Consider the following 12,323-nt stretch of genomic DNA (forward strand, 5'->3'; position numbering starts at 1 on the left):
CGGCTATGGCGGCAGGAGGCGTTTGACGGGACGGGATGTTCGCACCACATTGGCGAACATCCCACCGCCGTGCTCCGGAATGCCGCCTTGACCGCCTTCGCCTCCGACAGCCTCGCCGCCTCCACCCGTCCCAACCCGAACCGGCCCATCGCCGTCTGGCTTCTGGTCTGCGCCGCCATGGTGCTGGCCATGGCCGTGATCGGCGCCATCACCCGGCTGACGGAATCCGGCCTGTCGATGGTGGAGTGGAAGCCGCTGATCGGCATCCTGCCGCCGCTGTCCTCGGCCGAATGGAACCGCGTCTTCGACCTGTACAAGGCGACGCCGGAATTCCGCATCTACAACAGCCACATGGATCTTGCCGGCTTCCAGTCGATCTTCTGGTGGGAGTGGTTCCACCGGCTGTGGGGCCAGCTGATCGGCTTCGTCTTCCTGATCCCCTTCCTGCGCTTCTGGATGCAGGGCCGCGTCTCGGCAGAGCTTTGGCCGAAGCTGGCCGGTCTGTTCCTGCTGGGCGGGCTGCAGGGCGGCATCGGCTGGTTCATGGTGAAGAGCGGGCTGGTCGATTCGCCGAACGTCAGCCATTACCGGCTGGCCCTGCATCTCAGCACCGCGATCCTGATCTATGCCCTGCTGCTGCGCACCGCGCTGGGCCTGCTTGACCCGCTGCCGCTGGCCGGCTGGCGGCCGGAGTCGGCGCCGTTGCGCCGCCACGCCCGCTGGGCGCTGGGTTTGGTCGCCGTCACCATCGTCTGGGGTGCCTTCGTCGCCGGATCGGATGCGGGCTTCGCCTACAACACCTTCCCGCTGATGGCCGGCCATTGGATCCCGCCGGAAGTCAACACGCTGACTCCCTGGTGGATCAACCCGTTCGAGAACACCGCGGCGATCCAGCTGATCCACCGCGCGCTGGCGATCCTCACCGGGGTGGTGGTGGTGGTGCTGGCCGCCCGCGTCCTGAACGCCCGCCTGCCCGGCCGCGCCGGCCGCGCCGCGCTGGCGTCGGGCGCCATGGTCCTGCTGCAGATCGCCATGGGCATCGCCACGCTGCTGACCGTGGTGTGGATCCCCATCGCCGCCGCCCATCAGGCCGGCGCGATTCTGGTGGTGTCGATGCTGGTGTGGCTGCTGTTCGAACTGCGTCCGGTGGATTGACCGCTTCGTAGTGCGGCGGCGTTCACGGCAATGCCGTGGATGCCCCCCGTCGGGCCGCGTCAGGCCCCTTCGGCCAGATCGTACATCGCGTCGAGGTCGGCGATCAGGACCTTGTTGCCTTCCTGCAGCGAGATCACCCCGGCGGTCTTCAGCTGGGTGAAGGTGCGGCTGACGGTTTCGGTGGTCAGGCCGAGATAGTCGGCGATGTCGGCGCGGCTCATCGGCACGAAGACCGGGTTCTCCTTGTGGCCGCGGCGGGCGGCGCGCTGCGACAGCATCAGCAGGAAGGAGCAGATCTTCTCCTTCGCCGTCTTGCGGCCGAGCAGAAGCATCTGGTCCTGCGCAGCGGCCAGCTCGTTCGACGCCATGGAGAACAGGCGCCGCTGCATCTTGGGAAATTCCTCCAGCAACGCGTCGATCTTCTTGCGCGGGAAGCGGCAGAGCGAGGCGCTGGTCACCGACTCGGCGGTGTAGGCATAGCTGTCGTTGACAGCCAGCCCCAGGAAATCGCCGGTCACCAGGAAGCCGGTGATCTGGCGGCGCCCGTCCGGCAGCAGCTTGTACAGCTTCACCGTGCCCGACGTGACGTTGTAGAGCGCGTCGGCGGCGTCACCCTCGGCGAACAGGGTGTGGCCAGCGTCGATGCGCACGTTCTGCAGAATGTCGGCAAGACGGCGCAATTCCTCCGGTTCCAGCGCGGCGCATACCGTCAGGCTGCGCACGGGACAGGCCCCGCAGGGATTCATTTCCGTCGCAGCGCTCTTGTCGCGAGCCCGGACCGTATCGAAGGGTGGCATGGAGGAACCCAGCCTTTCATTCCGCATGGGCCCATATTGGTGGCAATCGCTGAGAATCGCAACCTCGCACGCATACAACCCTTTCATTGCCCATACCGGGCCTGTGGCTATTGCCCGCGCGCGGCCTCCGCCGGCTTGGCCGGTTCATGTCCGGCGCGGGCGGGCGGCGGCGGATCGTCGTCGAACAGGACGCGGTGGGCCGCTCCGTCCAGATCGTCGAACTGGCCGGACTTAAGCGCCCACAGAAAGGCCGCCAGCCCCAGACCGCCCAGGCTCAGCGCGATCGCGATCAGATAGAGAAGCTCGTCCATCACCCGAATCCTTGCCCGACACTTCCCGCGCGGCGATGTCCCGCACGGGAAGATCCTTGACGACGGCGCCGCGGGCCAGCCGCAGCGCGTTGAGAATGACGATCAGCGACGACGACGACATGGCCAGCGCCGCCAGCAGCGGCGTCAGCAGCCCCCCCATCGCGAGCGGCACGGCGCACAGGTTATACACCAGGGCGATGCCGAAATTCTGCTTCACCAGCCGGCCGGACCGGCGGGCAACCTCCACCGTCTCGACGATCGGGCGCAGCAGCCGGCCCTGGAACACCACGTCGGCGGCGGTCTGGCTGACGTCCACCGCGGTGGAGGGTGACATCGACACCGCGGCGGCAGCCAGTGCCGGGGCGTCGTTCAGCCCATCGCCGACCATCAGCACGGTGCGGCCCTGCGCCGCCAGTTCGGCCAGTGCCGCGGTCTTGTCGGCCGGAGTCTGCTCGGCCCGCCAGTCGGCGATGCCCAGCCGCTCCGCCACCGCCGCCACCGCGCCCTTGCGGTCGCCCGACAGCAGCTTCACCTCCAGCCCGCGCGCCTTCAGCGCCGTCACGACCGCGGCGGCATCGGGACGCGGGGCGTCGAGGAAGACGATCCGGCGCGGCTCCTCGCCCGGACGGGCCAGCCACAGCTCCGGACCGGCGGCGTCCTCGGCCTCCGGCGGCGCGCCGGTGAAGCGGCGGCTGCCCAGCCGCACCTCGCCGTCCGCCGTCTGCAGGGACAGGCCGGCGCCGGCGATTTCGCGCACGCCCGCGGCCACCGGCACTTCCGGCGCGGCGGCGGCCAGTGCGCGGGCCAGCGGATGGCGGCTGGCCGCGGCGAGCGAGGCCGCCAGCGCCAGATCCTCCGCCGCCAGCCCGTCGAGTTGCGGCACCGGGCGCCCCTCGGTCAGGGTGCCGGTCTTGTCGAACACCACCGTGTCGATGGCGGCGAGCCGTTCCAGCGCGGTCGGGCTTTTCAGCAGGGTGCCCTGACGCATCAGCCGGCCGCTGGCGATCACCTGCACCACCGGCACGGCCAGCGCCAGCGCGCAGGGGCAGGTGATGATCAGCACGGCGATGGCGTTCATCAGCGCGTCCTGCCACACCACCCCGCCCAGCAGCATCCAGGCGGCGAAGGTGGTCAGCGCGGTCAGATGCACGACGGGAGCGTAGAGGCGCGACACCCGGTCGGCGATGGCGACATATTTGGCGCGGCCCTGCTCCGCCACCTCCATCAGCCGGACGATCTCGGCCAGCAGCGTGCCCTCCCCCACCGCGGTGACGGTCAGGCGCAGGGGCGCGGTCAGGTTCAGGGTGCCGGCGAAGACCTGATCGCCCGGCCGCGCGGTGCCCGGCACCGTCTCGCCGGTGATGAGCGCGGTGTCGAGGTCGGACACGCCGTCGGACACCCGGCCGTCGACGGGGATGCGCTCGCCGGCCGCGACCAGGATCATGCTGCCGGGGCCGACCTGCTCCGGCGCCACCACGGCACTGGTCCCGTCCTCGTTCAGGATGGTGACGGCGTTGGCGCGCAGGCCCAGCAGCTGTTCCGCCGCCGACCGCGCCCGGCCGCGCGCCCGCTGGTCGAGATAGCGGCCGATCAGCAGGAAGAACAGCAGCATCACCGCGCCGTCGAAATAGGCGTGCTCGCCGCTGTGGATCGTCTCGAACAGGCTCATGCCGGTGGCGAGCAGGACACCGATGGTGATCGGTACGTCCATGTTGGTGCGGCCGTGGCGCAGGGCCGACAGCGCCGAGCGCGCGAAGGGACGCAGCGCATAGGCGATGGCCGGCATGCAGATCAGTGCGGAAACCCAATGCATCAGGTCGCGGGTGGCGGTGCCCATGCCCTGGCTGTGGCCGGCCCAGACCGACACCGACAGCAGCATGACGTTGCCCATGGCGAAGCCCGCCACCGCCATGGCGCGCAGCAGTTCCTTCTCGCTTTTGGCCTGGGCGCCGCCCAGCCGCTCCGGGTCGAAGGGCACGGCGCGGTATCCCAACTGCGCCACGGTGCCGACCACCGCGTTGGCGTCGGTCTCCTTCGGATTCCAGCGCACCGTCAGCCGGCGCGTGGTCATGTTCATCCGGGCCTGACCGATGCCCGGCTGGCGGCTGAGCGCCGATTCGATCAGCCAGACGCAGGCCGCGCACTGCATGCCGTCGACCATCAGGTGCAGACTGCGGCTGCCGTCGGACTCCTCGCGCGCATGCGGCTCGTAATCGGCCGCCGGGGCATCGTCCGGGCGCAGCGGGCGGGCGGTGGGATCGACGCTGCGGCGCTCGTAATAGCGCTCCAGCCCCAGACCGCGGACGAGGTCGTAGGCGGCGGCGCAGCCGGTGCAGCAGAAGGGACCCGCACCATCGGCGGCGGTCGTGGCACTGGCGTTCGCGGCACCGGCACCAGCCTGTGCGCCCTCGCCCAGCTCTTGTCCGCAATGGAGGCAGACGGTCATCTCATCGTCACCCTGACTGTCCCGGTCGCGGCGTCGTCGCCGCCGTCACTGCACCCAGACGCGCTTCTGGTCCTGATAATCGCCGGTGGCGTGGGTGATGACGAAGCGCATGTCCCACTGGCCTTCCAAATCCAGCTCCACCGGGGCGCCATAGCGGCCCTCGCCCAGATAGGGCAGCGTCAGGGTCTTGTCGTGGCCTTCGGAGATCGGACGGATCATCGTCACGGTGACGGTGGCGTCCTTCAGGACCTGGCCCTGCTTGTCGCGGGCGGTGATGGCGATCACGGCCTTGCGCGGTTCGGTGCTGGTGAATTGGGGCTCGACCTGCCAGCCGCGCTCCGCCTGGGCACGGGCGCCGGCGAGGTCGTTGTTGTAGCCAAGACCCTTGATGAAGTGGTTCTCGGTCTCGATCCCGGTCCAGCTCGACACCGCGTAATGGACCATGACCCCGTTCACCGCCAGGACGACCATGAAGACGCCCACGAAGATCCAGGGGATGTACCATCCCGGCTGGCGCGGTGCTTTCACATGCTTCGGCGAGGCGGGGCGGTTTCCGGTGGTGGTGCTCATGCTCATGGTCGGTGGCTGCCCTTCGACTGGTCGGCTGCTTTCGATCTGCGGCGCTTGATCGACGATGTGTGTGGCCGGTCGGAGGCACTATGGCGACCGATTGCCGCAGGTACATTGCGATGGATCAAATGACAGGAAGTTAACGAAGCGGCCGTCCGACCGCCAGTTGCGCATAAGAAAAAGGCGCCGGGGAGTGCCCCCCCCGACGCCTTTTCGGTCAGTTCCGAACCAGTTCCCCAGTCGGACGGCTTACTTGCCGCCGCCCAGGTTGTGGACGTAGACCGCCAGCGACTTGATCGTCGCGTCGTCCAGACGCTTGGACCAAGCCGGCATCACGCCGGCGCGGCCGTTGGTCACCGTCTCCATCAGCGTCGCCTTGTCGCCGCCGTAGAGCCAGTTGGCCTGCTTCAGCGGCGGGGCGCCGACGCCGTCGACGCCGGCGGCAACCGAACCCTGGGCTGCGTCGCCGTGGCAGGCGGCGCAGTTCTCGTCATAGACGGTCTTGCCCTTGGTGACCTTGCCCGCATCGGCAGGCTTGCCGTTCAGCGACAGAACATAGTCCGTCACCTGATCGATCTGGTCGCGGTTGAGGATGCCGTCCTTGCCGAAGGCCGTCATGCCGGTGCCCGGCGTGCCGCGGGTGTCGCCATCGTCAGACCGGATGCCGTGCTGGATGGTCTTGTAGATGTCGGCCGAGGCACCGCCCCACAGCCACACGTCGTCGGCCAGCGTCGGGAAGCCCTTGGCACCCTGGCCGCCGGCGCCGTGGCAGGCGGCGCAGTTCTCGTTGAAGTACGACCGGCCGCCGGCCATCGCGAAGCCCAGCAGGTCCTTGTCCTTCTGGATTTCGTCGACCGACTTGGCGGCGATGGCGGTCAGGTACTTGGCCTGGCCGGCCTTCGCTTCCGCCAGCTTGGTGTCCAGCTCCTCGCGCTGGGAATAGCCGAGGATGCCCTTCGTGTAGGTCTTGCCCAGCGGCCAGGCCGGGTAGAACACGTAGTAAATCATCGCCCAGGCGATGCAGACGTAGAAGAGATACAGCCACCACTTCGGCAGCGGATTGTTCAGCTCGCGCAGTCCATCCCACTCGTGGCCGGTGGTCTCGACGCCGGACAGCTCGTCCTTGTAATTCTGTGCCATGGTCTAAAGCTCCTGACCATCATCCTTGAGCGGGATCTGGGCGGCGTCGTCGAAGGTGCGGCGGTTGCCGGGCCACATGGCGTAAACCAGGATGCCCGTCAGCAGCAGCATCAACCACACCGTCCAGAAGGACCGAAGCATCACCGTGATCGAATCCAAGTCCATGGATTCCTCCCCCGATTACTGCTGCAGCTGCTTGGACTGGTACTTGGTGAAGTCCACCATGGTGCCCAGCACTTGCAGGTAAGCAACCAGAGCGTCCATTTCGGTGACGGTCTTGCTGCCGGTGAAGTTCGCGACCACGGCCTTCGGGTAGCGCTTCGTCAGGCCGGCGGTGTCACCGTCCGGATTCTTCTGCGCTTCCAGATCGGCCTTGGCGTTGGCGATCTGCTCGTCGGTGTAGGGCACCCCGACGATCTTCAGGGTCTTCAGGTGGTCGGCGATGTCGCCGTAGCTCAGCGGACGGTCCTTCATCCAGCCGTAGGTCGGCATGATCGACTCCGGCACGACCGCGCGCGGGTTCACCAGATGGGCGACCTGCCAGTCGTTGGAGTACTTGCCGCCGACGCGGGCCAGATCGGGACCGGTGCGCTTGGAGCCCCACTGGAACGGATGGTCGTACATCGACTCAGCCGCCAGCGAGTAGTGACCATAGCGTTCGACCTCGTCACGGAACGGACGGATCTGCTGGCTGTGGCAGTTGTAGCAGCCTTCGCGGAAGTAGATGTTCTGCCCGGCCAGCTCGAGCGGGGAGTAGGGACGGACCCCCTCCACCTTCTCGATGGTCGATTCGATCGTGAAGAGCGGGACGATCTGAACCAGACCGCCGATCGACACGGTGATCAGCACGAGCACGATCAGCAGAAGGGTATTCCGCTCGATCAGGTCGTGGCTGAAGCCCTTTTTATCCTGAGCCATTTCTCGCATCCTTCCCTAGCGTCAGGCCGCGCCGACCGTCGCCTTGTGCGGCGTGGTGACATAGGGCTTCTCGATGCGGACATCGCCCTTCGCCGTGCGCCACAGGTTGTAGACCATGATGAGAGCGCCGGTGACGAACAGGACGCCGCCCATCGCGCGGATCACGTAGAACGGGTGCATCGCCGCGACGGTCTCCACGAAGGAGTACTGCAGGAAGCCCAGGTTGTCGTAAGCGCGCCACATCAGGCCCTGCATGATGCCCGACACCCACATGGCGGTGATGTACAGCACGATGCCGATGGTGGCGGTCCAGAAGTGGTAGCTGACCAGACGCAGGCTGTAGAGCTGCGAGCGCTTCCACAGCACCGGAACCAGATAATAGATCGCGCCGAAGGAGATGAAGGCGACCCAGCCGAGCGCGCCGGAGTGCACGTGGCCGACGGTCCAGTCGGTGTAGTGCGACAGGGCGTTGACCGGCTTGACCGACATCAGCGGGCCTTCGAAGGTCGACATGCCGTAGAAGGCGACCGACGTGACCAGGAAACGCAGGACCGGGTCGGTGCGCAGCTTATCCCAGGCACCCGACAGGGTCATGATGCCGTTGATCATGCCGCCCCAGGACGGCATCCACAGCATGATGGAGAAGGTCATGCCCAGCGTCTGCGCCCAGTCCGGCAGGGAGGTGTAGTGCAGGTGGTGCGGGCCGGCCCAGATGTAGAGGAAGATCAGGGTCCAGAAGTGGACGATCGACAGGCGGTAGGAATAGACCGGCCGCTCGGCGCGCTTGGGCACGAAATAGTACATGATGCCCAGGAAGCCGGCGGTCAGGAAGAAACCGACCGCGTTGTGGCCGTACCACCACTGCACCATCGCGCTCTGCACGCCCGACACGTAGGTGTAGGACTTCATGCCGAACAGCGACACCGGAACGTTGACGTTGTTGCCGATGTGCAGGATTGCGACGGTCAGGATGAACGCCATGAAGAACCAGTTCGCCACATAGATGTGCGACTCGCGCCGCGTCATCACGGTGCCGATGAACTGGACCGCATAGAGCACCCAGACGACCGTCAGGTACAGGTCGAGGATCCACTCCGGCTCGGCGTATTCCTTGCCCTGGGTGAAGCCCAGGACATAGCTCAGCGCCGCGAGCACGATGAAGACGTTGTAGTTCCAGAAGATGAACTTCGCCAGCCCTTCGCCCCCGAAGAGATGCTGGCGGCAAGTCCGCTGGACCGAATAGAGCGAGGTGGCGAGCAGCACGTTGCCGCCGAACGCGAAGATCACGGCCGAGGTGTGGACCGGGCGCAGGCGCCCGAAGCTCGTCCACTCCAGCCCGAGATTAAGCGCCGGGAAGGCCAGCTGCAGAGCGATGAAGGTGCCGGCCAGGAAACCGACCACGCCCCAGAACACTGCAGCGATAACGAAGAGTCGGATGGCGTCCTCATGGTAACGCACGTCTTCCGACACCCGCTGGCTGCCCAGGGTGGCCCCTGAAGTCAGAGTCGCTGATGTCATAAATCTCTCCCGTTTGCCCCGGGCGGCCGTGGGGCCGCGCCTTCTGGGTTGCACCACCACTGGGTACGTACTGTTAAGGAGCGGGACAGGTTGCACTCGGAAATGCCGAGAGGGACGCCGGGCGCGCCTGTCTCCAATGGACGCCACTATGTGTATGGGGGGGTTCAGCAACATTGATCTACGTCAACGACCCTTGCGGCCAGGGCCTGCCATCGTTCAGTGTCCTTGCAATCGGCCGGACTGAAATGGACGACAGTTTCATCGCCAAACCCCTTGGTCGGCGCCAAATCGACCAGGCCTATCCGCTGGTCTGCGCCATCGCACCGGGCCTGGGGGTCGACCAATGGCGCGCATTTGCCGCAGCGCTGCTCGACAGCGCAACCGTGGGCAGCAGCCCCAAGGGCGGGGGAGGCGCCGGGACGGACGGCCTGCCCGCGGCCAGGGGCATCATGACCGTGCAGAACGCCCAAGGGTACATGCACGGCCTGTTCTCCTACGCGGTGGAGGCGCAGCTGCTCCATGGCCGGACGCTGTGCGTCGACAACTTCGTCGTGCTCGACCTGTTCGACGTCGCCGGCCCCGCCGAGACTCTGCTGCAGGCGATGGAGGGGCTGGCGCGGCGGCTCGGCTGCGCCGCCATCCACACCACCCTGCCGGAGCGCTACATGCAGCGGGACTCCCGCCGCAACCCGATCCCCGACTGCTTCCGCACCGAAGGCCACCGGCAGGAGACGGTTCGTTTCTGCAAGGATCTGGTCGTGGTCAACGACAACGCCCCCGACCTGCCGGGCGGCACCCTGCGCGCCGAGTAGGTGGGCCCGAGTAGATGGACGGGGCAGGCAGCCATTGCGCGCCGGCGATTTGCCGCTAGGATGCGGCCATGAGCGACACCGGCACCAAACCCGTCAAGAAATACCCGCCCATCCATTTGCAGGCCGGCCGCCAGCGGCGCGTCATGCATGGACATCCCTGGGTCTATTCCAACGAAGTCCAGATGGACAGCATCGCCAAGGCGGTGCCGCCCGGCAGCCCGGTGCGGCTTCTGGACCCCGGCGGGACGCCGCTGGGCATCTACACCTTCAATCCGCACACGCTGATCGCCGCCCGGTTGCTGTCGAACGACCCGGCGACCGTGGTGGACCACGCCTTCATCGCCGGCCGGCTGCGCCGCGCGGTGGAATTGCGCGACCGGCTGTTCTCCCGCCCCTTCTACCGCGTCGTCCACGCCGAGGCCGACGGTCTGCCCGGCCTGATCGTCGACCGTTTCGACGATGTGGTGACGGTCCAGGCCAACTCCGTCTTCATGGACAGCCGGATCGACGACATCCTGGCCGCCATCGACGAGGTGATGGCGCCGCGCGCGGTCATCCTGCGCAACGACGGCAGCCAGCGCGCGCTGGAAGGGCTGACGGAGGAGACCCGGCTGGCCAAGGGCGAGATCGACGGCTCGATCCGCCTTGAAGAGAACGGCGTGACCTTCTTCGCCAACCCGCTGGACGGGCAGAAGACCGGCTGGTTCTACGACCAGCGCGACAACCGCGCCTTCATCGCCTCGCTGGCCAAGGGCGGCCGGGCCATCGACTTCTACAGCTACAACGGCGGTTTCGGCATCCAGTGCGCGGTGGCCGGCGCCACCCATGTGGTCGCGGTCGACCGCTCCGCCCTGGCCCTGGAGAACGCCACCCGCGCCGCCGAGGCGAACGGCGTCGCCAACCGCTTCGAGGCACGCAAGGCCGATGCCTTCCAGGAGATGGAACGGCTGATCGAGGCCGGCGAGACCTTCCAGGTGGTGGTGGCCGATCCGCCGGCTTTCGTGAAGTCGAAGAAGGATCTGGCGGTCGGCTGCCGCGCCTATCGCAAGATGGCGCGCCTGGCCGCGAAGATCACGGCGCCGGGCGGCTTTCTGCTCTGCGGGTCGTGCAGCCACAATGTCGATCCGCCGACCTTCGCCGAACAGGTCGCCCGCGGCCTGCACGACGCCGGCCGCACCGGCCGCATCCTGCGCAGCGCCGGCGCCGGCCCCGACCACCCGGTTCACCCGCACCTGCCGGAGTCGGCCTATCTGAAGGCGATCGTCCTGCAGCTGGATTGATGCGAAGGGGGAGGCTGCGGCAGCCTCCTCACCGCTCGAACAGGCCGACCAGTTCCACATGGGCCGACCACAGGAACTGGTCGACCGGCCAGAGCTTCACCAGGCGATAGCCGCCATCCACCAGCACCCGCGCGTCGCGGGCGAAGCTGGCGGGATTGCAGGACACCCCCACCACCCGCGGCACCTTGGCTCCGGCGAGCGCTGCCGCCTGGGCCGCCGCCCCGGCACGCGGCGGGTCGAACACCACCGCGTCGTAGCGGTTGAGGTCCTTCGCCCCCAGCGGGTTCTCGAACAGGTCGCGCCGCTCCACCGTCAGCCGCAGCCCCTGCACTGCGCGGCCGAGCGCCGTCACCGCCGCCTCGTCACCCTCCACCGCATGAACCGCCGCCTGTTGCGCAAGCGGAATGGAAAAGGTGCCGATGCCGGCGAACAGGTCGGCGATGCGGGACGCCTGCCCCAGCCCTTCGCGCACCGCCGCCACCAGGGCCGCCTCGCCCTCGGCACTGGCCTGCAGGAAGGCGCCGGGCGGCGGCTGGATCGGAACGCCTGCGAAACGGATGAAGGCCGGCCGGCGGTTCGCCACCGGCTCCGCCGCCGCGCGGTCGGTGGGCTGCCAGGCGATGCGGGCGATGCGCTCCGGCTCGAAAGCGACCAGCGCCTCGCGGGCCTCACGGTCCAGGCTGCGCGGCCCGACCAGCAGCAGGTCGACCCCGCCCTCCAGGTCGGTCAGCACCACGTCGGCGTCGCCGCCGTCCGGCAGGATCTCCGCCAGCACGGCGCGCAGAGGCTCCACCAGGGCGAACAGGCGGGGCGCCAGGATCGGGCACTCCTCCAGATCGACCAACCGGTGGCTCTGCCGTTCGTTGAAGCCGAACCAGACACGCTTGCCGCGTTTCAGCGCCGCGAAGCGGGCGCGGCGGCGGGCGCCGGCGGGCGTACGCGCCAGCGGCTCCAGCACGACCTCGCCCAGCCCGACCCGCTCCAGCGCACCGCGCACCATCCCGCTGTTCCAGGCGGCGTACGTCGCATCGTCCATCTGCTGGAGCGTACAGCCGCCGCAGCGGCCGAAATGGCGGCAGGGCGGCGTCTGGCGGCCGGGACCGGCCTCAAGAACCTCAAGCAGGTCTGCCCGTACGCCTTCCCCCTTCCCGTCACCCTCCGCGACACGTACACGCACGCGGTCACCGGTCACCGTGTAGGGCACGAACAGGCGCAGGCCCTCGGCGAACGCGATCCCGTCGCCGCGCGCACCGACATCGGCGATGGCGACCTCCATCTCCCGCATTTCGGCGGGTAACTGGGCGGTCTTGCGGGCGGGCGGGCGTCCCTTGGCGAAGGGGCGCTTGCCGGAAGGGCGCTGGGGGGAGCGCGTCATG

The 12,323-nt window shown here is 68.0% G+C and carries 12 protein-coding genes; 3 read left to right on the forward strand and 9 right to left on the reverse strand.

The features are described 5' to 3' along the window. Window positions 1–87 precede the first annotated feature (87 nt). Complete coding sequence (locus FZ938_RS00720) at window positions 88–1,155, forward strand: COX15/CtaA family protein (protein ID WP_149196810.1); 1,068 nt, start codon at window positions 88–90, stop codon at window positions 1,153–1,155. Window positions 1,156–1,214: 59 nt separating this feature from the next. Here FZ938_RS00720 and FZ938_RS00725 read toward each other — a convergent pair whose 3' ends face one another. The 8 genes from FZ938_RS00725 to ccoN all read right to left on the reverse strand — a co-directional run bounded on the left by FZ938_RS00725 (window position 1,215) and on the right by ccoN (window position 8,855). Next, window positions 1,215–1,901, reverse strand: a complete 687-nt coding sequence (locus FZ938_RS00725) for a Crp/Fnr family transcriptional regulator (protein ID WP_083897443.1) — start codon at window positions 1,899–1,901, stop codon at window positions 1,215–1,217. 158 nt (window positions 1,902–2,059) lie between these two features. Continuing rightward, window positions 2,060–2,263 (reverse strand): cbb3-type cytochrome oxidase assembly protein CcoS, encoded by a 204-nt coding sequence (gene ccoS / locus FZ938_RS00730; protein WP_149196811.1) that lies wholly within the window; start codon window positions 2,261–2,263, stop codon window positions 2,060–2,062. Beyond that, window positions 2,184–4,709 carry a heavy metal translocating P-type ATPase metal-binding domain-containing protein gene (locus FZ938_RS00735; protein WP_149196812.1) on the reverse strand — a complete coding sequence of 842 codons (2,526 nt, stop codon included), beginning with the start codon at window positions 4,707–4,709 and terminating at the stop codon, window positions 2,184–2,186. The genes ccoS and FZ938_RS00735 overlap by 80 nt, the downstream gene beginning before the upstream one ends. Window positions 4,710–4,754: 45 nt before the next feature. Then, window positions 4,755–5,279, reverse strand: a complete 525-nt coding sequence (locus tag FZ938_RS00740) for a FixH family protein (protein WP_246457571.1) — start codon at window positions 5,277–5,279, stop codon at window positions 4,755–4,757. 249 nt (window positions 5,280–5,528) lie between these two features. Next, window positions 5,529–6,419, reverse strand: coding sequence for a cytochrome-c oxidase, cbb3-type subunit III (gene ccoP / locus FZ938_RS00745; RefSeq protein WP_149196814.1), 891 nt, complete (start codon window positions 6,417–6,419; stop codon window positions 5,529–5,531). A gap of 3 nt (window positions 6,420–6,422) precedes the next feature. Continuing rightward, complete coding sequence (locus tag FZ938_RS00750; RefSeq protein WP_012972963.1) at window positions 6,423–6,584, reverse strand: cbb3-type cytochrome c oxidase subunit 3; 162 nt, start codon at window positions 6,582–6,584, stop codon at window positions 6,423–6,425. Window positions 6,585–6,599: 15 nt separating this feature from the next. Beyond that, on the reverse strand, window positions 6,600–7,337 hold the full coding sequence (gene ccoO / locus FZ938_RS00755; protein WP_109074327.1) for a cytochrome-c oxidase, cbb3-type subunit II: 738 nt from the start codon (window positions 7,335–7,337) through the stop codon (window positions 6,600–6,602). A gap of 21 nt (window positions 7,338–7,358) precedes the next feature. Continuing rightward, the gene (ccoN, locus tag FZ938_RS00760; protein ID WP_149196815.1) at window positions 7,359–8,855 is read right to left on the reverse strand and encodes a cytochrome-c oxidase, cbb3-type subunit I; all 1,497 of its coding nucleotides are present in this window, start codon (window positions 8,853–8,855) and stop codon (window positions 7,359–7,361) included. Window positions 8,856–9,100: 245 nt separating this feature from the next. Between ccoN and FZ938_RS00765 the strand changes: the two genes are divergently transcribed. Beyond that, the gene (locus FZ938_RS00765; protein WP_149196816.1) at window positions 9,101–9,667 is read left to right on the forward strand and encodes a hypothetical protein; all 567 of its coding nucleotides are present in this window, start codon (window positions 9,101–9,103) and stop codon (window positions 9,665–9,667) included. 68 nt (window positions 9,668–9,735) lie between these two features. Further along, window positions 9,736–10,947 (forward strand): class I SAM-dependent rRNA methyltransferase, encoded by a 1,212-nt coding sequence (locus FZ938_RS00770; RefSeq protein ID WP_149196817.1) that lies wholly within the window; start codon window positions 9,736–9,738, stop codon window positions 10,945–10,947. A 28-nt stretch (window positions 10,948–10,975) separates the two neighbouring features. On the opposite strand, the gene FZ938_RS00775 is transcribed toward FZ938_RS00770, so the two are convergent. Further along, entirely contained in the window at window positions 10,976–12,322 is a 1,347-nt protein-coding gene (locus FZ938_RS00775; protein ID WP_149196818.1) for a class I SAM-dependent RNA methyltransferase, read from the reverse strand. Window position 12,323 lies beyond the last annotated feature (1 nt).

Source organism: Azospirillum oryzae, from assembly GCF_008364795.1.
GTDB lineage: Bacteria > Pseudomonadota > Alphaproteobacteria > Azospirillales > Azospirillaceae > Azospirillum > Azospirillum oryzae.